The sequence below is a fragment of the Streptomyces inusitatus genome, assembly GCF_014651115.1.
Lineage (GTDB): Bacteria > Actinomycetota > Actinomycetes > Streptomycetales > Streptomycetaceae > Streptomyces > Streptomyces amakusaensis.
In genome coordinates, this window is record NZ_BMWG01000011.1 from 170,733 (window position 1) to 190,228 (window position 19,496).

Annotated in this window: 18 protein-coding genes; 9 read left to right on the top strand and 9 right to left on the bottom strand. The window is 70.0% G+C overall.

Annotated elements, in window-relative coordinates:
* The first annotated feature begins 56 nt into the window (after positions 1–56).
* From IE247_RS18725 to IE247_RS18735, 3 genes are read left to right on the top strand one after another with little or no spacing between them, the layout of a single operon-like run.
* A complete protein-coding gene (locus IE247_RS18725; RefSeq protein ID WP_190124304.1) occupies positions 57–1,133 on the top strand; it encodes an NAD-dependent epimerase/dehydratase family protein in 1,077 nt (358 codons plus the stop codon).
* A gap of 56 nt (positions 1,134–1,189) precedes the next feature.
* Positions 1,190–1,684, top strand: coding sequence for an NUDIX domain-containing protein (locus IE247_RS18730; protein ID WP_190124305.1), 495 nt, complete (start codon positions 1,190–1,192; stop codon positions 1,682–1,684).
* A complete protein-coding gene (locus tag IE247_RS18735) occupies positions 1,681–2,679 on the top strand; it encodes a GHMP family kinase ATP-binding protein (RefSeq protein ID WP_229869210.1) in 999 nt (332 codons plus the stop codon). The genes IE247_RS18730 and IE247_RS18735 overlap by 4 nt, the downstream gene beginning before the upstream one ends.
* A 15-nt stretch (positions 2,680–2,694) precedes the next feature.
* Here IE247_RS18735 and IE247_RS18740 read toward each other — a convergent pair whose 3' ends face one another.
* The 4 genes from IE247_RS18740 to IE247_RS18755 all read right to left on the bottom strand — a co-directional run bounded on the left by IE247_RS18740 (position 2,695) and on the right by IE247_RS18755 (position 7,214).
* Positions 2,695–3,792 carry a radical SAM protein gene (locus IE247_RS18740; protein ID WP_190124306.1) on the bottom strand — a complete coding sequence of 366 codons (1,098 nt, stop codon included), beginning with the start codon at positions 3,790–3,792 and terminating at the stop codon, positions 2,695–2,697.
* A gap of 143 nt (positions 3,793–3,935) precedes the next feature.
* Positions 3,936–4,859 (bottom strand): carbohydrate ABC transporter permease, encoded by a 924-nt coding sequence (locus tag IE247_RS18745; protein WP_308433248.1) that lies wholly within the window; start codon positions 4,857–4,859, stop codon positions 3,936–3,938.
* A complete protein-coding gene (locus IE247_RS18750) occupies positions 4,856–5,854 on the bottom strand; it encodes a carbohydrate ABC transporter permease (RefSeq protein WP_190124307.1) in 999 nt (332 codons plus the stop codon). Before IE247_RS18750 ends, IE247_RS18745 begins: the two co-directional genes overlap by 4 nt.
* A 58-nt stretch (positions 5,855–5,912) precedes the next feature.
* Entirely contained in the window at positions 5,913–7,214 is a 1,302-nt protein-coding gene (locus tag IE247_RS18755) for an extracellular solute-binding protein (protein ID WP_190124308.1), read from the bottom strand.
* Between the two features lie 303 nt (positions 7,215–7,517).
* Between IE247_RS18755 and IE247_RS18760 the strand changes: the two genes are divergently transcribed.
* Both IE247_RS18760 and IE247_RS18765 read left to right on the top strand, forming a co-directional pair.
* Positions 7,518–8,681, top strand: coding sequence for a serine/threonine protein kinase (locus tag IE247_RS18760; protein ID WP_190124309.1), 1,164 nt, complete (start codon positions 7,518–7,520; stop codon positions 8,679–8,681).
* Positions 8,682–8,729: 48 nt separating this feature from the next.
* Positions 8,730–9,419 (top strand): HAD family hydrolase, encoded by a 690-nt coding sequence (locus IE247_RS18765; RefSeq protein WP_268247213.1) that lies wholly within the window; start codon positions 8,730–8,732, stop codon positions 9,417–9,419.
* Here IE247_RS18765 and IE247_RS18770 read toward each other — a convergent pair.
* Positions 9,403–10,854, bottom strand: coding sequence for a N,N-dimethylformamidase beta subunit family domain-containing protein (locus tag IE247_RS18770; protein WP_229869211.1), 1,452 nt, complete (start codon positions 10,852–10,854; stop codon positions 9,403–9,405). The two genes, IE247_RS18765 and IE247_RS18770, sit on opposite strands and share 17 nt — an antisense overlap.
* Positions 10,855–11,071: 217 nt before the next feature.
* Here IE247_RS18770 and IE247_RS18775 point away from each other — a divergent pair, with 217 nt between their 5' ends.
* Together IE247_RS18775 and IE247_RS18780 are read left to right on the top strand one after the other, a co-directional pair.
* A complete protein-coding gene (locus IE247_RS18775; RefSeq protein ID WP_190124312.1) occupies positions 11,072–11,929 on the top strand; it encodes a class I SAM-dependent methyltransferase in 858 nt (285 codons plus the stop codon).
* 56 nt (positions 11,930–11,985) lie between these two features.
* Positions 11,986–12,762 carry a GNAT family N-acetyltransferase gene (locus IE247_RS18780; protein WP_190124313.1) on the top strand — a complete coding sequence of 259 codons (777 nt, stop codon included), beginning with the start codon at positions 11,986–11,988 and terminating at the stop codon, positions 12,760–12,762.
* On the opposite strand, the gene IE247_RS18785 is transcribed toward IE247_RS18780, so the two are convergent.
* Positions 12,707–13,837: a hypothetical protein gene (locus IE247_RS18785; RefSeq protein WP_190124314.1), complete on the bottom strand. Its 1,131-nt coding sequence runs from the start codon at positions 13,835–13,837 to the stop codon at positions 12,707–12,709. The genes IE247_RS18780 and IE247_RS18785 overlap by 56 nt on opposite strands.
* 177 nt (positions 13,838–14,014) lie before the next feature.
* A complete protein-coding gene (locus IE247_RS18790; protein ID WP_190124315.1) occupies positions 14,015–14,284 on the bottom strand; it encodes a hypothetical protein in 270 nt (89 codons plus the stop codon).
* A 296-nt stretch (positions 14,285–14,580) separates the two neighbouring features.
* Between IE247_RS18790 and IE247_RS18795 the strand changes: the two genes are divergently transcribed.
* On the top strand, positions 14,581–15,000 hold the full coding sequence (locus IE247_RS18795) for a DoxX family protein (RefSeq protein WP_190124316.1): 420 nt from the start codon (positions 14,581–14,583) through the stop codon (positions 14,998–15,000).
* A gap of 68 nt (positions 15,001–15,068) precedes the next feature.
* On the opposite strand, the gene IE247_RS18800 is transcribed toward IE247_RS18795, so the two are convergent.
* Both IE247_RS18800 and IE247_RS18805 read right to left on the bottom strand, forming a co-directional pair.
* A complete protein-coding gene (locus IE247_RS18800) occupies positions 15,069–16,598 on the bottom strand; it encodes an amino acid permease (RefSeq protein WP_190124317.1) in 1,530 nt (509 codons plus the stop codon).
* Between the two features lie 119 nt (positions 16,599–16,717).
* A complete protein-coding gene (locus IE247_RS18805) occupies positions 16,718–17,710 on the bottom strand; it encodes a hypothetical protein (protein ID WP_190124318.1) in 993 nt (330 codons plus the stop codon).
* 336 nt (positions 17,711–18,046) lie between these two features.
* Here IE247_RS18805 and IE247_RS18810 point away from each other — a divergent pair, with 336 nt between their 5' ends.
* On the top strand, positions 18,047–19,495 hold the full coding sequence (locus IE247_RS18810; protein ID WP_190124319.1) for an FGGY family carbohydrate kinase: 1,449 nt from the start codon (positions 18,047–18,049) through the stop codon (positions 19,493–19,495).
* Position 19,496 lies beyond the last annotated feature (1 nt).

Here is a 19,496-nt window from a genome sequence, read left to right on the forward strand (position 1 = left end):
GATCGTCATGCTGGCAGCGCGTGAACCACATGCGTATCACCAATAGAGGAGTCCGCATGACTGTGAAGGCCGATGCCGAAGGTACCGAGGCCGCCGGGGCCACCGAATCCGTCGCTTCCCGACTGGAGAAGCTCAGCGGTGCCCGAGTGGTGGTGACCGGCGGCGCCGGGCTGGTGGGCAGCAGACTCACCGCCCTGCTGCGCGGGGCCGATGCGGAAGTCACCGTACTCGACCGGATGGACGCCTATCCGGATTCCACGCATGAGCTGTTCGGCGCTCAGAAGACGGCCTCACGACTGGTCGTCGGCGACATCCGCGACCGGGAGCGGGTGCGTGATGTACTGCGCGATGCCGATTATGTCGTCCATGCCGCCGCTTTCGCTGATGTCGCCGCCTGCACCCGCCGTCCCGATATCGCCTTCAAGGCGAATATCGAGGGCACCGAGGTCGTCCTGGAGGAAACCGCCGCCGCCGATGTGCGGCGCTTCGTTCTCATATCATCGGCCGCCGTCTACGGCAATGGCGTCGCCCCCGCCGACGGCGCGCAGATCTTCGCCGAGGACCAGCCCCCGCACCCGCTGTCGGTGTACGCCAACTCCAAGCTCTGGGCCGAGCACCAGACCCGGCTGATGCTCGGCGGCACCGGAACCGAATACTCCGTACTGCGCTACTTCTCCGTCTACGGCGACCCCCAGGTCCCCAAGCCGGGCAGCCACTCCTGGATGGTGGCCTGGCTGGCCATGCACGCCCGGCTCGGACTGCCCATGCGGCTCAACGGCGGCGGCGTCCAGGTGCGCGACCTCGTCCATGTCGACGACATCGCGGCCGCCACCGCGCTCGCGCTGGTCGAGGACCGGGTGGTCGGCGAGACCGTCAACGTCGGCAGCGGCGTCCCGACCTCGGTGCGGGAGGTGGGCGAGCTGATCGCCCCGCACTTCCCCGGCTCCGAGTTCGTCATCACCCCCCGCCCGGCCGACGACCCGCTCGGCGGCTACGCGTCGACCGCCCGGCTCGCCGAACTGCTGCGCTGGAAGCCCGGCATCACCGTGGCGGAAGGCGTGGAGCGCTATGTGCGCTGGCTGACCGCCACCCCGGAGGCGGTGCCGAACTGGCTCACGGAGAAGGCCGCGTGACACCTTTGGCGCAGACGGCCGGGGACCGGCCGCGCACCGAGGAAGGCCGTGCACCGATGAGTTACACCGGCTCCTACATCTGGTCGCTGCGTCAGGCGGTCGGCAGCAGAACACTCCTCGTCCCGGGCGCGCAGGTACTGCTGCGGGACGGCGGCGGACGGGTGCTCTTCCAGCAGCGCGCCGACACGGGCGTCTGGGAGATCCCCGCCGGCGCGTGCGAGGAGGGCGGTGACTTCGCCTCCACCGCCGTACGGGAGCTCCAGGAGGAGACGGGACTGCGGGTACGGAGAGAGGACCTGATCCCGTTCGGGTCGCTCTCGGACCCCGGGGTGCACACGCTCACCTACCCCAACGGCGATGTCACCCACTGCTTCGCCCTCTGCTTCCTGGCCCTGAGCTGGTCGGGCGAGCTGGTGCCGGGACCGGGCGAAGTGCTCCGGGCGGAGTTCCGCGACCCGGGCGACGTCCCGAGCCCGCTCCACCCGCCGACCGCCGTGGTGCTGGAGATGCTCCGAGAGTTCGAATCGACCGGAAGGTTCCAGGCACGGTGAACACGTCGGAGGCGATACGCGCGGTGGTGCCCTGCCGGGCCTGTCTGTCCGGTGAGGATCTGGACTGGCTCGGCGGCCGCTCCGTCAGCCTCGCCCTGGATCTGACCACCGCCGTCGAGACCACCTCCGCCGGCACCGCCCCCGCCCCCGCCCCGGCCGCTCCGGCGGCCGGGGCCGGGGGTGGCGGGGGCGGCGGCTGGTCCGGCCAGGTGTGGGAGTTTCTGCGCGGAAGGATCGCCGGTCTCGGACCGGAGCCGCCCGCCGTCGCCGTCCACAGCGAAGCGCCCGCCGCCAGCGGGCTGTCCTCCTCGACCGCCCTGATCGTGGGCCTCTTCCGCGCCTACACGGCGTACGCGGCGCACACGGGGCAGAGCACCGCCCGCCCGCCGGGCATTCCCCTCGCGACCCTCGCCCAGTGGGCGTACGAGTTCGAGTTCGCCCACTTCAACGGCGGCGGGATGGACCATCTGGCCGTCATCGAGGGCGGCGCACTGCTGCTGTCGGGCCGCTCCACCGGGCTGCCCGACATCCTGGAGCGCCGGACCTTCCCCGAGGAGTGGGCCGTGCTGGTGGTGGACTCGGCGACCCGCAAGGACACCAGCGACCACATCCGTGTCGTACGGACACAGCTCGCCGACCGGGATCCCGCGCTCGCGCTCTATCTCAAGGAGGCGGACCGGGCCTCGGACGAGGCCTGGGCCGCGATCGGCGCGCGCGATCTCGACGGGCTCACCGCCGCGATGGACCGGGCCCACACCACCATGCGCGATCAGCAGGGGATGTCCACCCCGGTCCTGGAGGAGCTGCGCGCGGCCGCGCTGCGCGCCGCCGGTCTGCGGCTGAAACTCAGCGGCGCGGGCGGCGGCGGGGCCCTGGTCGGCGTCTGCCGCCAGGAGGATCTCCCGGACCGGACGGCCGTGCTGCGGCGGGCGCTGGCGGAGGTCCGCCCCGCCGCCCGGGTGATTCCCACCCGGGCGGCGGCCGGTCCTATCTGATCCGGCGGGCAGGGGTCAGAGGAAGGGGTCGTAGTCACCGCCCATCTCGGGCGTCACCGCTTCGGTCGCGATCTTGTCCATTTCGAGATTGGAGCGGTGGCGCGCGCAGTGGAAGAGGCAGTCCCGGCTCGGATCGATGACCCCTCGGTCCGAGTTCTTCCATATGTCCGGCAGCCGCTCGGTGACCGCGTCGCCTATCTTCGCCTGGGAGTTGCCCCGGTGGTAGGAGCAGACATAGACCCCGGACGGGGTGATGAGCGTCCGCAGCTCCGCCACCTTGCACTGGTGGTAATCCTTCGGCTGCACCGCCCCCACCCGGTTCCTGAGCGAGGTCAGGGTCGAGGAGTTGATGATCTCGAAGGAGCCGTCCGCCCACTGCTCGGCCTCGGCCAGCTGCTCGTCGACGGACTTGAGGATGTCCTCGGCCACCTGGATCACATGGTGGCCGTCGTCGAACATCGCCTTGGTCTCGAAGTAGTCGCAGCCGATGTCCCGGGCCAGCCGCGCCGCCTGAAGCACCTCGTGGTGATTGCTCACCATGGTCCCGTCCGGCAGCCGGCGGGTCATCACCAGGAACGAGTAGCCGAGGGCGCCCTTCTTGACCCCGGCCAGCAGCCGCATATTGCCGATCACCTTGTCGAAGACGCTGCGGCCCTTGCGGTCCGGCCGGAACACCCCGTACGTCTCACTGGTCCCGGCGTCCATCGACACCCGCACCCAGGACGCGTACTGGGACAGCTCGTCCAGATTCTGATTGATCATCGTGCCGTTGGTGACGACGCCGATGGCGACCCCGGCCTCGCCGAGGACGCGCAGAACATTGCGGGTGCCCCGGTGGGCCAGCGGCTCCCCGCCGCCGATGAGGACCACGCCCCGCACGGACATCTCGATCAGCTCCTCGGCCAGTTCGGCCAGCCGCTCGGGAGTGAACCGCCCCTGGTTCAGCAGCTTGCCGCTGATGCACTCCGGGCAGGCGAGATCGCAGAACGTCGTCGGGTCGAGATCCACCACCAGCGGTCCCGAGGAACGTTGTCCCGCGGCCGCTTCGAGAACCCGGGGCCAACCGGAGGGCTGATACAGCTTGGACACCAGGTCAAGACGGTCGAACGTCAAAATGATCTCCTGCTGGTCAAGAGAACCGGGCCGGACGGCCCAGGTGTTCTCGGTATTTCGGCGGGGCGGTGCGCACACCGCCCCCGCGCCCTGTGCGTCGGGCGCTCATTGCCGGCGCCGCGCGATGCGCGGGCCTTCGGCGGTCACCCCTTGACGGCTCCCGCCGCCAGGCCGGCGGCCACCCGGCGCTGGACGAACATGAAGAAGACGACGACCGGCAGCGCGGTGAGCGTGGCTCCCGCCATCAGCGCTCCGTAGTCGGTGCCGAAGCTGGTCTGGAAGGACACCAGCCAGATGCTGACGGTCTGCTTGTCGGTGCTGGAGAGCAGTACATAGGCGAGGACGTACTCGTTCCACGCCTGCACCAGGGAGTAGATGGAGGTGGCGACCAGCCCGGGCGCGAGCAGGGGCAGCAGCACCCGCCGGAAGGCGGCCCCCCTGGTGCAGCCGTCGACCATCGCCGCCTCCTCCAGCTCCACCGGGATGCCCGCGATGAATCCGCGCAGCAGCCAGACGGTGAAGGGCAGCATGAAGACCAGATAGGTCAGGATCACCCCGGTCAGACTGTCCGTCAGCCCGGCGTCGCTGAGCAGCAGATAGATCGGGATGATCAGGCCCGCCAGCGGGATCATCTGCACGGAGAGGATCACCAGGATGAACGCCTTGCGCCCGGCGAAGGCGAACCGGGCCAGGGCATAGGCGGCCAGCACCCCGATGAGCAGCGAGATCACCACGGTTCCCGCGCCGATGAGGGCGCTCGCGCGGACGCTGGACCAGAAGGTCTCGGACTCCATGGCGCGGCGGAAGTGCTCCAGGGTCGGTTCGGAGGGCCAGAAGGAGGGCGGGTCGCTGCGGATCTGGGAGGCGGGCCGGAACGCGGTGAGGAGCATCCAGTAGACGGGGAAGGCCATCACGGCGCAGAAGAGCAGCCCCAGCAGATCGGCCCGCCGCGATCGGCGGCCGGCCCCGCGCCGGGCGCGGGTGGTGAAGCGGGACGTGAAGCGGGGTGCGGGGCGGGGTGTGGAGCGAGACGTGAAGCGAGATGTGGAACGGGATGTGACGCTCACTCGGCCTCTCCCATCCTGACGAGCTGACGGACGTAGACGACGGCCCCGACGAGCAGCAGCAGCACGGTGACCACCGCGATGGCCGCACCGCTGCTGTAGCGGTTCACGGCGAACGACTCGATGAACGAGTAGACGCCGAGCAGGTAGTAGTCCTTCTCCGGCTGACCGGTCCGCATCAGCCAGATCTGGTTGAAGACGCCGAAGTTCCAGATCGCGGTCAGCGTCGTCACCATCACGAACGCGGGTTTGATGACGGGGAAGGTGATGTGCCGGAACACCTGCGAGGGCCTCGCGCCGTCCACCCGCGCCGCCTCCTCCAGCTCCGGCGGCACCTGGGTGAGAGCGGCCTGAAGGGTGATGGCGGCGAAGGGCAGCGCCCCCCAGACCACGACCGCGACGATCACGGTGAACCCCTGCCAGGGGTTCTCGAACCAGTTGTGCTTGGCGAAGTCCGCCCCGGGCAGCCGTCCCAGCAGCCAGTTGACGACCCCGTGGTCGGCGTCCACCAGCCAGCGGAAGACGGAGGCCGCGACCATCACCGGCATCGCCCACACGGCGACCAGGACACCGGCCATCGTCGCCCGCACCCAGGGCGAGACCCGGCGCATCAGCAGGGCGACCAGCATCGCGGCCGTCATGGTCACCACGCCGCACGCCACGGTGAAGAGCGCGGTCCGCCCGACGACCTCCCAGAAGAACGGGTCGGCCGCGATGGCGCGGTACTGCTGGAGCCCCGCCCACGGCGGCGCGGTCCCCGCGAACAGCTCTCTGCGGGTCATGTCCTGGAACGACAGCGTCACCAGATCGACCAGCGGATAGCCGAGGACCGCGAGGAGCGCGAGCACGGTCGGGGCGATGAGGAGGTACGGGACGGCCCGCCGCGCCGCCGACGGGGGCCGGCCGGCCCTGGAGCCCCGCCCTCCGGCGGGCGGTCGGACGGGGTGCGGGCGTGCGGAGGGCGCGCCGGAGGGGCGCGGCGGACCTGCGGTCACCATGCGGGCGAGGCTCCTCGCGTCGTCGTGCGCGGGCGTCTGTGGCTCTCGTGGGCCGCCGTCAGTTCTCGTTGACGATCTTGTCGATCTCCCGGTCGGCGTCCTGCGTCGCCTGGCGCACGCTCTTCTTGCCCGTCGCTATGTCCTGAAGCATCGAGGGCAGGATGTTCGACTTCTCCACCGCGACCCAGCCGGGGGCGAGCGGGGTGACCCAGCCCCGTTCGGCGGCGAGCGCGGCGGCTCCGTTGATGCCGTCGGCGGGCACGTCGCGGAGCTGGACGGTGTTGTTGGGCAGGGTCTCGGCCTTGATCAGCTGCTGTTGTGAGCTCCGGTCGGTGAACAGCTTGATCCATTCCTGGGCCAGCTGCTGCTTCTTCGATTTGACCGGGATCGCGAGCAGGGAGCCGCCGAGGAAGGGCGGCATCAGCTCGCCGGAGGGGCCGGGGAAGGCGAAGGTCGAGAATTTCCCGCGGAGGGCGGGGTTGCCGCCGGAGCGGGGATCGGCGGCGGCGTTCGCCTCCCAGGTATTGCCGTAGAACATGCCGACCTTGCCCTGGCCGACCACGCCGGGCTCGTCGGCGTTGTCCTTGGAGCGGTCGCCGACGTAGTAGTCGTCGATGAGCTTTTTCCAGCTGGTGAGCCCGGCGACGGACTCGGGGGAGGAGAGCGCGCCGTGCCAGCGGCCGTCGCGTTCGACGGCCATCTCGCCGCCGGCGTCCTTCACCCACGCCATCGCGGCGGACCAGTAACGGCCCGGCATGTAGAAGGCGGAGAAGTTCTTGTCGGTGGAACCGAACTTCGCCTTCAGTTTGTCCAGGACGGAGAGCATCTCGCCGTAGGTTCGCGGGGCTTCGGTGACCCCGACCTTCTTCAGCAGATCGGTGCGGTAGATGCCCACGCGCGCGCCCGCGTAGTAGGGCACACAGTAAGTCTCGCCCTTCCACTGACACGCGTCCGAAAGCGCTGGGAGCCATTCAGCGGAATGGTCGAAATCTTCCTTCGGGACGGGGCTGAACGCACCGTTGACAATGTAGTTGGTGGTTTCACTGTTGCCCATCTCGACTACATCTGGTACGTCCTGGCCCGCGAAGGCCGCGTCAATCTTCTGGTTCTTGCTGGTCCACTGCTGGTACTGAACCTTCACATCGATATTCGGATATCGGTCGGCGAATCGTTTGTTCGTGGTGGCGACCAGATCGGGCCAGCTCTCCCGGGCGTCCACGGTCAGCCAGACCGTCAGACCGCCCTTCTGGCTCGCGGCGTCCGGCGAGCCCCCGGTCCCGCCGGAAGTGCAGGAAGCGAGCGTGGCCGCGAGTGCGACGGTGCCAACGGCCGAGGTGAAGCGGGATAAGCGCCAGGGCATGGGTCTCCACCTTTCGAGTGCGGGCTGAACCGGGCTCGTATCTACCCAGGGAAGAGCGGCAAACTACCCGTGAGGCGCTTTTTGGCCAGGATGGATCACCGAATTATTGAACGTTCTTGCTGAGTACAGCCCCCCGGCCAGGCGGGTGAGCGAGAGAGGGAAGCACGTGGGGGAGCGGATCAGCCGTTCTTAGTTGACGCAAAACACTAGGATGCGCCACTTGGGCACCCTTGACGGTGGCACCTCTCCTGACTCATTTTTCTCCTGGTGTCTCCCGCGTCACCTATCGAAGGGTGTTGGCACGTGATTGAGCACGGCACAACGACTGGCGAATCAGCCACCAGGCCCATACGGGTCAACTCGTGGAACGGCTGGGACCCACTGCGCCATGTCATCGTCGGCAGGGCCGACAAGGCCGTGGTGCAGGCGCCGGAACCAGCGGTGCGACGCGACTTCCCGGACGACGGGTTCCCTCTGGGCACCTACGGACCGATGCCGGCCGAGATGACGGCCGAGGCCAATGAACAGCTCGACGACTTCGCCGAGATGCTGCGCGAGCGCGGCATCCGGGTGGACCGGCCGACCCCGGTCGACTTCAACCAGAAGGTCTCCACCCCGGACTGGGAGCAGGAGACGATGTCCGGGTGTATGCCCCCTCGGGACATCCTGCTCACCGTGGGCAACGAGGTCCTGGAAGCGACCATGTCGTACCGCAGCCGATGGCACGAGTACCTCGCCTACCGGCCGATCCTCCAGGAGCTGTTCCAGTCCGACGAGCGCATGCGCTGGGAGGCCGCGCCCAAGCCGCGGCTGACCGACGCCAGTTACCACACCGATTTCTGGGACACCTACAACGATCTGCCCACCGATGTGCAGCTCGCGAAGGTCCGCGACTACGACCTGGTGCTCACCGAGGAGGAGCCCCTCTTCGACGCCGCCGATGTGGCGCGATTCGGCAAGGATCTCTTCGTCCAGCTGTCCTTCGTCACCAATCGCAGCGGCTACCAGTGGCTCAAGCGCCACTACCCCGACCACCGAGTGCACGCGGTGACCTCCACCAACACCCATCCCCTGCACATCGACGCCACCTGGGTCCCGCTCCGGCCCGGTCTGGTGCTGCACTGCGGCGAACGCCTCGCCGACCAGGAGCTGATGGACTTCTTCAAGCTCAACGACTGGGAGATCATCGAGGCGGTCCAGCCGGCGAGCTGGGACCATCCGCCCAAGCTCTCCTACTGCAGCCCCTGGCTGGCCGGGAACATGCTGAACCTGGATCAGAACACGCTGTGCATCGAGGAGAAGGAGGTCCGCCTCTCCGAGCAGCTGGCCGCCTACGGCTTCGAGATCGTGCCGGTGCCCTTCCGGGCCGTCGGCCCCTTCGGCGGCGGACTGCACTGCGCCACCGTCGACATCGAGCGTGACGGCGACTGCCAGGACTACTTCCCCCGCCGGCACGGACGGTACTGATCCACCGTGGGCGCCATACGGCCTTGCGGCCCGTCCGATGTCAAGGCAGTGATTTTTGACTTCTACGGCACGCTCGTCCGTATGGTGCCGCCCCTGCCGCCCAGCCACGAGCCGTTCTTTCTGCGCCGGGGGCTGCATGAGGCCGCCGCGCGCTGGGGCGACCAGTGGTCGGCGGGGCCCGGCGACGGGGAGGAGCATCTCGCCCACTCCACGGACGAGGAGTCCTACCGGCGCTGGGAGCGCGAGCGGCTGCGGCTGCGCGCGCTGGAGAGGGGAGTGCCGAAGGACCAGGCGGCCGATCTCGCCGCCGAGATCGACACGGCGATCAAGCGGCTGCGGCTGGAACTCTTCGCCGATGTACGGGCCGTGCTCGCGCGCTTGCGCGAGCACGGCCTGACGGTCGCGATCTGCTCCAACTGGTTCTGGGACCTGGACCGCGCGGTGGACGAGGCGGGCATCGGCGATCTGGTCGACACCGTCGTCAGCTCCGCCCGGGCCGGGGCGCGCAAACCGCATCCGCTCATCTACCGCGCCGTGCTCGACGCGTGCGGCACCGCCCCCGGGCAGTCGCTCTTCGTCGGGGACATGTGGGAGCCGGACGTGGTGGGTCCGCTCGCCCAGGGGATGCGCGCAGTCCATCTGTGGCGGCCCGACCGGGCCGTGCAGGGCTCGGCCCCGCCGCTGCCCGAGGGGGCGGCGCGGATCACCACCCTGCACGCGCTCACCGGACTGCTGTAGCCCGGTGCGAGAGCCGGTCCAGCACATTGCGGGTCACCCGGACCACCCCGGCGTCCAGCTCCAGGCCGCACACCACGGACCAGTCGGTGGTACCGGCGGCGAACACCGTGCCGCCCGCCGTGTGGATCCCCATGGTCGCGGCCCGGGGTCCCGTCCGCGACGGCTCCCGCTCCGGGCAGTTCCAGTGACCCCACTTCAGATCGTGGAAGCTCTCGTTCACCGGATCCAGCACATAGATCCCGAGGATCAGGAAGGAGTCCGGGGTGCCGTCCGCGCCGGTCGCCCGGGCGACGCCCTGCCCGTCGTAGGCGAAGGCCGCGCCGTCGCACTCGTACCCGATCAGTGCCGTGCCCGCGCCCAGCGCGTCCGGCTCCCCGCCGTCCGAGCCGTCCCGCAGCCCCGTCCCCTCGAAGACCCAGTGATCGGTGTGCTGCACGGTGTATCCGGCGCGCGGCCGGTCGCCCGGCCAGTCGCCGGGCCACATGCCGCCGTTGCGGAAGCTCACCCCGGTCAGCGAGTTCTCCGGCGATCCGACGCCCTCGGGAGGCCGGGGCCACCACAGATCCGTGGCCGGCAGATGCGGATACTCCTGACCCACCCGGTGGTCGGTGTCCGAGACGAACGCGCTGCCGCCGTCCACCGGATGCACCCGCCACCAGCAGGTGTTGGCGCTGAAGAACGCCACATTGCCGCCCGAGCGCACATGGGCGAAGACATGGTCGCGCATCGCCTCGCTCCAGTACTCGTCGTGCCCGACGCTCAGCAGCAGATCGTAGGGCGCGAGAAGATCCGGGTCCTCGTGCAGATCGAGATCGGTGCAGTACTCCACCGCGTAGCCGCAGCGCTCCAGCCAGGCGATGAAGGGAGCGTCCCAGTAGGCCAGGTCGATGACCCCGCCCGGCCGGTGCAGGCTCAGCCGGTGCCCGCGCGGCTCGCCGTCCGAGGCCTCCTGATAGACGGGATTCTCGTACAGATTGCAGGTGCGGGACACGCCCTCGTTGTTCGACTGGTTGTACGCGTGCCGGGTGTACGTCGACTTCTTGTACAGGATCCGTCCGTGCCGGCCCGGATCGCGCGGTCTGACGACGAAGAACTCCCGGGCGAAGCCCTCGATCCCGGTGTCGTCCAGCAGCGGGGCCGCCCTGGCCGACGACTCGTCGCCCTCGATGAGATGGGCGAGATAGATCCCCGGCGTCCAGTCCTCCGGAGTCCGGAAGGAGTACGCCGGGAAGTCCCAGCCCACGGCGGGCGATGCGAGCGGGGCGCCCCCGTCCGGATGCGGCGGCGGAGCCTTGAACTCCCCGGGGAACGGCTCGGACTCCGCCAGGAAGGAGAGTTCGCCGCCCAACCGGTAGAAACGCACCCTGAATTCGTCCGAGTCGGTCGAGACATGGAGCGTGAGGACCTCGCCGGCCGTCACGCTTTCACGGTTCACATAACCTTCTATCATTTGCCCTCCCAGTGACCGTCCGCGCTCTTCGCGGCACATGTCCGGCCCGATGCTAAAAGACGATTCCCCCTACAACAACCAAGTGGAGGAGATCAGCCTTTCCTTGGCCGGTTCAGGCCAAGAAAAATGGATGGGGGAATGTGGATACGGCGTTCTGGGTAGCGCGAATGAACAGGTTGAAACCCCCCTTGAGAGGATCCCCATGAGTAATGAATTCCGAGTCAGGGAACTGGTCCTGGGCATCGAAGGCCTCGCTCTGCTCCGCACCGCCATGGACGCGGACGAGGGCTTCCTGAACGAACGGGTCGCGGAGATCAGGAAATTCGCGGCCGAGACCGCCGACGGAGCGCCCGAAGGGCTGCCCGACGGCGGGTCCGCGGTGAGCGAGCTGGACGCCTCCGCCGGGTACGCGGCCTGGTCGAAGGTCTACGACTCCCTGCCCAGCTCCTACATCGAGGTCGAGGAGCCGGTGGTCCACAAGCTCCTGGACGCGGGCCCGGTGGGCACCGCGCTCGACGCCGCCTGCGGCACCGGCCGGCAGACCGCGGCCCTGACCGCCCGCGGCCACCGCGTCATCGGCGTCGACCAGTCGCCCGAGATGCTGGCGCGCGCCGCCGAGAAGGCCCCGGAGGCGGAGTTCCGCCAAGGGCGGCTGGAGAGCCTCCCGCTGGAGGACGAGTCCGTCGACCTCGCCCTGTGCACCCTGGCCATGACCCATCTGCCCGACCTCTCGGCGGGCGTCGCCGAACTCGCGCGGGTGGTCCGCCCCGGCGGCCGCGTCATCATCTCCGACATGCACCCCTTCGTCATCACCCTCCAGGGGCAGTGTCTCTTCGTGGAGGGCGACGACAAACTCGCCTTCGTACGCAATTACGTCCATCTCCCGAGCAGCTACATCGAGGCGTTCGCCGCCGCCGGGCTGACCGTCCGTGCCTGCTTCGAGCCCGTGTTCAACGGCAGGCTCGCCCCGGGCGGCTACGAGGAATTCATCGCGGACGCGGCGCGCGCGGCCTGGAGCGGCATTCCCATCGTGATCGTCTGGGAAGCCGTCAAGGCGTGAGCGCAGGGCAAGAAGAGCAACAAAAGCAAGAAGAGCAGGGAAGGAAAGAAGGAACCATGCGAGTCGTGCTGCACTCCGAACGCCCCGAACTCTGGGACAGAATCCCCGAGGTCTTCGCCGGTGTCGTCCCCGAATATAATCTGCACGGGGACATCAACGAAACCCACTGGAACCGGCTCTTCGATGAATTCGGGGACCATCAGTTCGTTCTGTACGACGAGGAGAACGACGACATCCTCGGCGCGGGCCGCTCCCTGCCCCGCACCTGGGACGGCACCCCGGAGGACCTCGGCTCCGGGCTCGACGAGTCGATCGCCGCCGCCTTCCGCACCCACGACGCCGGCGTCAAGCCCACCGCACTGGTCGCCCTCGGCGTCGAAGTGGCCCCCGCCCACCAGGGCAGGAGCCTCTCCAAGGCACTGCTCACCCAGATGACGGACATGGCCCGCGCGGACGGCCTGCCCCATCTGATAGTGCCGGTGCGCCCCATCTGGAAGCACCGGTACCCGCTCGTCCCCATCGGCCGCTACGCCTCCTGGACCCGCGAGGACGGTGAGCCCTTCGACCCCTGGATCCGCGCCCAGGTCCGGCTCGGAGGAAGGATCACCGCCAGCGTCGAGGAGTCCTCACGGATCACCGGCACGGTCGCCGAGTGGGAGACCTGGACCGGCATGGCCTTCCCCGAGGACGGCGAGTACGTCTTCCCCGAGGGGCTCAGCACCCTGCGGGTGGACCGTGCGCGCGACCTGGCCTCCTACTGGGAGCCCGGCGTGTGGATCACCTACGATCTGCGGGAACCCGCCCCGGACCCGGCAGAGCCTCTCCGCACCTGATGGCGCTCCAGGCGTACGCGGAGAGCAGCTCCGTGTGCGCCTGGCCCACCTCCGGGCGGCGCTCGGGCGGCAGCCCGGCGATGCCGACGGTGGAGACCGCCGCCTCCCGCAGCCGCGCCCCCGCCGCGGAGCCGTCCCCGGTCGCGCCCCCGGGCGCGTGCCGGAGCGCGGCCCGACGCGCCTGCCGCCCCAGCATCAGACAGTGGATCCAGAACTCGTCCGCGAAGGACTCCCCGTAGAGCCCCGCCACCTCGGCCGCGCCCCGCGCGGGGCGCTCCGCGCGCACCGCGTCCCGGATCAGCTCCTCCGTCAGGCCCGTGCGGGGCAGCGCCTCGCGCCAGGTGAAGTGGTGCCGCGCCTCGGGTGTGGCGTCCTGCCCCGGCAGCCGGACGAAGCCCTCCCCGTACCGCATGTACGGCAGCCAGTCGAGCTCCTCCAGCACCCAGCCCTCGTAGAGCGCCGGGCGGGCGTCGGCGGCCTCGGCGGGGCAGACCGCGCGGCGCACGCCCTGGGCCGCGTGCCCGTTGATGCTGCTGGTGCCCATGTGCTCGGTGACGGTGGGCACCGCCAGCAGGGCGCTGCGCCGTCCGTCCTGGCGCAGGAAGGCCGCCATCACCTCGTCGTCGTGGCGCTCGCCGGTTTGGCCCGCGTACGCGCGGAAGGCGTGGGCCAGCGCGACCGGGAGGGTGATGGCGAGCGTCGGGGCGAACTCCTCCGGCACGGCGCGCACCCAGCCGGCCCCGGCCAGGGCGGCGAGCCGGGCGGCGGCGCCGTTGCGCGCGTGCCAGTTGGTGTAGAAGGCGAGGGCCTCCCCGGGGAAACGGTCGGCGCAGTGCGCCACCAGGTCCAGGAAGTCCGGCGGAGCGGCCACATCGTCCTGGATCATGAGCTGATGGGTGGCGCCCTCGGCTATCCGGGACCAGGCCACCAGCGCGGTGCGCAGGGCGGAGGGGGAGTCGTCGGGGGCCGGGTCCATCGCCAGTCCGCCCAGTCCGAGGCGTGCGCACAGCTCCTCTGCCTGGGCCCGGCGGACCGGGTGGGTCATCACGGCCGAACTGACGCGTGCTGCGGGCATCGAGGGCACTCCTTCAGCCAATGACCAGTGGAGACATTCGGTGTCGATCATGGCTGCTGTCCGGGCGGGCGCCGCCGGACCGGGAGTGATGACGGCCGAAAACGGCCGATCGCCGACCGGATCCGGCCTCGGCCGGGGCTCGGCCGGGGCTCGGTCAGGGCTTCGCCGGGCCTCGGCTCAGGGCCGTCCGCCCGGCCGTCCGCCGCCCCGCGCCCTGGGCTCGCGGTCCGTGCCGTGAACGAGCGCCCCGCGCCGGTGCCCCGCCTCGGCCGCCGTCCCGGCCCCGGCCCCGGCCCCGGACCCGTCCCGCTCACGGCGGTGGAACAGGGCGAGCGAGGCGCAGCCGCCGACGGCGAGGACGATCGCGGCGTCGGCCCAGAGCCGTACCGCCGTCCCGGCGTCGAGGAAGAGATGAACGGCCGTCACTTCCAGACTCAGAAAAGCCATCGCCGGGACAATGACCGCGTACAGACCGCTCCGGTTCACCCTGAGACCTCTCCGGCGAGGCGGGCCGATGGCAGGAAGCCGCCCGCGCCTACGACCCATACCCACTCGGCGGCGCGCCGATCCACCCGATCGAGCCGTTCTCGAATCGGCATATGCCAGATCGCCGCCCACACGGACGGCGACAGCCCGGACTCATTCCGTGACCCGGGGCGGGCGTGACGCGCGGGCCAAAGGGAGCGGACGTACCCTGGACGGGGGGCAGTCAGCGGTTCAAGCCGGTTGGTCGGGAGGCCACCATGGACGTCCTGGTACTGATCGGACGCGTCCTGTTCGTCCTGCTCTTTCTGAACTCCGCCGTCGGTCATCTCACCCAGACGCGGGCCCTGGCGGGGTACGCCCAGTCCAAAGGGGTCCCCGCGCCCGTCGCCGCCACCGCCGGCAGCGGGGTGCTGATCCTGGTGGGCGCGGTGAGCGTGCTCCTCGGTGTGTGGGCGGATCTCGGCGCGCTGCTGCTCGCCGTCTTCCTCTTCCCGACGGCGCTGCTGATGCATCCCTTCTGGAAGGAGAGCGATCCGCAGGCCCGGCAGACCGAGTCGGTCAACTTCCTCAAGGCGATCTCGCTGGGCGGCGCGGCGCTGATGCTGCTGGCGTTCTTCTCGTACGCGGGCCATGACCTCGGTCTGACCCTCACCGGCCCCCTCTTCCACATCCGCTGAGACCGGCGGCCGGACATGACGAAGGGGCCCGTCCGCCGGACGGGCCCCTTCGCGGTCTCTTCGGCGGGTCAGACGATCTGGTCCGACAGCTGGGCCTGCTCACGGGCCGAGCCGTAGGCCTGCGGGGTGCCGTACGAGCGGCGTGCCACGAACCACCAGACGGTGGCCAGGGTCAGCACCGCGACGAGGGCGATCGAGGCGTAGTTCATGGTGTCCACGGTCACGGGGTTCGTCTGCGGCAGCAGGAACAGCACCGTCACCAGGGCCACCCAGACGACCGCGATCCAGCCGATCGGCTTGCTCCACTTGCCCAGGTTCCAGGGGCCCTGCTCGAAGCGGTCGCCGGCCCGGAGCTTGAGATAGATCGGGATCGCGTACGCGGGGGTGATGCCGATGACATTGATGGCGGTCACCGCGCCGTACGCGGTCGAGGAGTACAGCGAGGGCAGGGCGAGCAGGCAGGGGACGGCCACCGACAGCCACACCGCGGGCACCGGGGTCTGGGTGCGGCTGCTGACCTTGCGCCACAGGGCCGAGCCGGGGAGCGCGTTGTCACGGCTGAAGGCGAAGACCATCCGGCTCGCGGCCGCGACCTCGGCGTTGCCGCAGAACAGCTGGGCCACGATCACGATCAGCAGCAGCGCGGAGGCGCCGTTGGTGCCCAGCGCGTCGACCATGATCTGGGCCGGGGGCACCCCGGTCTCGGAGTTCTGCGCGCCCGCGTAGTCCTGGATGGCGAAGGTCAGACCGGCCAGCAGCGCGAATCCGGCGATCCAGGAGACCCAGATCGCGCGGACGATGCCCTTGGCGGCCGTGACAGAGGCGTTGGAGGTCTCCTCCGACAGATGCGCGGAGGCGTCGTAGCCGGAGAAGGTGTACTGCGCGAGCAGCAGACCGACCGCCGCCACATAGATGGGGTTCTCCCAGCCGGTGCCGTTCACGAACTCCGTGAAGACGTACTCGGGGGACTGGTGGTTCTTGGGGACGACGGCGAGCACGCCGACGATCAGCGCCACACCGCCGATGTGCCACCACACGCTGATGGAGTTGAGCACGCTGACCAGCTTCACGCCGAAGAGGTTCAGGGTGGCGTGGAGCAGCAGGATGATCATGAAGATGATCATGGTGGAGCCGGGCGTCGGGTCGATGCCCCACTGGAGGTTGAGGAACGCGCCGGTGAACAGGGCCGCGCCGTAGTCGATACCGGCGATCGCGCCCAGCAGACCCAGCAGATTCAGCCAGCCCGTGTACCAGCCCCACTTACGGCCGCCCAGCCGGTCCGCCATGTAGTACAGCGCGCCGGAGGTGGGGTAGGCGCTGGTCACCTCGGCGAGGGCCATGCCGACGCAGAGGACGAACAGGCCGACGCCGATCCAGCCCCACATCATCACCGCGGGGCCACCGGTGTTCATGCCGAAGCCGTACAGCGTCATGCATCCCGAGAGGATCGAGATGACGGAGAAGCTGATGGCGAAGTTGCCGAAGCCTCCCATGCGGCGCGCGAGAACCGGCTGATAGCCGAGTTCCCGCAGCCGCTCCTCCTCGTCGACGGGGGACTTGGGGTCCGCACCCGACCATCTGGGCGAGGGGATGGACATGATGGATCAACCTCCGGGGGAAAAGGTGTTCGCACTGAACAATCGGTGGGGGAGTGAGCACGGCACGGGCGGGGGCCCGTGCCGGGGCGGTCGACGCGGACCGCACCGGGGGGTGCGGATCAGCCGGCGCCGCGTGCGGCGGCCAGACATCGGCCGCGGGCGCGGAGGAAGACCTCCTCGGCCAGCGCCGGGTCGTCGGGGTTCTGTGAGCGGTAGAGCCAGGGTGGAGCGGTGAAATACGGGCCGAGCGATTCGAACACCCGGCCCGCCTCCGCGAACCGGCCCGCGCCCCACAGCGCGTGGGCCAGATGGTTGAGGTCGAGCAGCGAGGCCTCGGCCGGATCGATGTGGTCGAACCAGCCCTCCAGGGCGATCATGGCCTCCCGGGTGGCGTCCTCCGTCACCCAGTGCAGATCCAGCGCCCGTTCATGGCCCCGGTCACGCCGGTAGCGCTCCACCCGGACATGGAGCGGAAGCGCAAGCAGCGCCGAGCCCGCGGGCGCGGCGGACGCCGCCCACTGGACGAAGTTCACCGCCTCCGACAGATGGCCGCCGGGCCGGCGGGCATAGACGAACTGAAGCATCCGGTGGTACGCCTCGCGGTTGTACGGGTCCCTCTTGTGGGCCTCCGCGAGCAGCCCCCAGGGGCCGGGGAAGAGCATGGGCCCCGGCGGCACCTGGCGGTGCTCGTCCAGCCGCTGCTTCTCGTCCAGCTGGGCCAGCGCCAGCAGACACACCCACGGCACCGGGTCGTCGGGGCCGTGGTGGGCGGCGATCCTGCACGCCTCCCACGCCTCGTGCCACAACTGCTGTGTCTGCGGGTGGTTCTCGCGGTGGGCCCGCAGCGCCCTCTCGACCGAGACCCGGCACTGCATGACGTTCGCGGCCAGCGACGCGGGCTCCTCGGCCCGCCACGCCTGCACCGCGTCGGAGCCCGCGGCGACGGCCGCGAGCACCTGGGTGCGCTGGGTCCACACCCCCCAACTCGCCGTCGAGTTCAGCAGATTGCGCATCGACAGCCAGCGACCGGTCCGTAAATCCTGCATGGCGGTGCGCAGCTCATTGTCTTGGCCCGCCGGGTGGTACACCGGCCGGAACTGGTCCTGGGCCATCAGTCCGCCGCCGCCCCCGTCGCTCTGTGTCGGCGTGGATGTCGGGAATAGGTCGTCATGGGTCCTCATAGGGACAAGTGGGGGGTTGAGTCGGGGAGGAGATCACGGTCCACTCCCACATGCGCGCCGATCTTACTCAACCAATCGGATACGACAAGAAGTTGACAAAGAACGGTCACATTGTGGAACGTCGGACAGACGCACTAGGACATTTGACCCTCCCTTGACGGCAAACGTCACCTGATCCACTCTGTCATGTCGTCAATCAACAAGATCTTCCCGGTACTTCCGCCGCAGACGGAGGCGGGGATCCTTCCGGAAAGAGGGCAGTGGCCGATGCCGCACGCCGTACTCGCCGTCGACCAGGGCACCTCCGGCACCAAAGCCCTCGTCATCTGCCCCGAACGCGGGGTCATCGGCACCGGGACCGTGCCGCTCGCCCCCCGCTACGGCCCCGGCGGAAGCGTCGAGATCGACCCCGGGACCCTGCTCTCCTCCGTCGTGGACGCCGGACGGCAGGCCCTCGCCGAAGCGGGCGAGCCCGTCGCGGCCGTCGGACTCGCCAACCAGGGCGAGACCGTACTCGCCTGGGACCCGGCCACCGGCGAGCCCCTCACCGACGCCATCGTCTGGCAGGACCGGCGCGCCGAGACCGTGTGCGCCGAACTCACCCCGTACGCCGGTGAACTGACCCGTCTCACCGGGCTCCCCCTCGACCCCTACTTCGCCGCGCCCAAGATGGCGTGGATACGCCGCGAACGCACCCGCGAGGGCGTGGTCACCACCAGCGACTCCTGGCTGATCCACCGGCTCACCGGAGCGTTCGTCACCGACGCGGCCACCGCCGGACGCACCCAGCTCCTCGACCTCGACCAGGTCGCCTGGTCGTCCCGGGCGCTCGATGTCTACGGCCTCGCCGGCGAACGCCTGCCGGAGGTCGTCGACGCCGCCGGACCCGTGGGCGACACCACCGCCTTCGGCCCCGCCGTCCCGCTCACCGGCCTCCTCGTCGACCAGCAGGCCGCCCTGCTCGCCCAGAGCGTCACCGAGCCCGGCGCCGCCAAATGCACCTACGGAACCGGCGCGTTCCTGCTCGCCCAGACCGGGAACACCCCCCGCCGCACCACCGGCGGACTCGTCAGCTGCGTGGCCTGGCGGCTCGGCGGGCGGACCAGCTACTGCCTCGACGGACAGGTCTACACCGTCGCCTCCGCCGTCCGCTGGCTCACCGGCCTCGGCGTCATCTCCGGCGCCGCCGACCTCGACCGGGTCGGATCGAGCGTCCCCGACAGCGGCTCCGTCACCTTCGTCCCCGCCCTCGCCGGCCTGGCCGCCCCCTGGTGGCGCGGCGACGTCCGGGGCTCCCTCACCGGACTCGGCCTCGACACCGGCCCCGGCCACCTGGTGCGCGCCCTGTGCGAAGGCATCGCCGCCCAGGTCGCCGAGTTGACCCGCGCTGTCGCCGCCGACCTCGGCCGCCCCCTCACCAGCCTGCGCGTGGACGGCGGACTCACCCGCTCCGCCCTGCTCATGCAGACCCAGGCCGATCTGCTCCAGATCCCCGTCGAAGTCTCCGCGCTCCCCGACGCGACCGCGCTCGGCGTCGGAGCCCTCGCCCGGCTCGGCCTCGACCCCCGGCTCACCACCGAACAGGCCGTCCCCGCCTGGCGGCCCTCCGCCGTCTACGAGCCCAGGATCTCCGCGGCCGAGGCCGCCGAACGCCTGGGACGCTTCCGTACCGAGGTGACCGCGCTCCTGGAGCGAACCACCCCCCAGGTACCTTGAT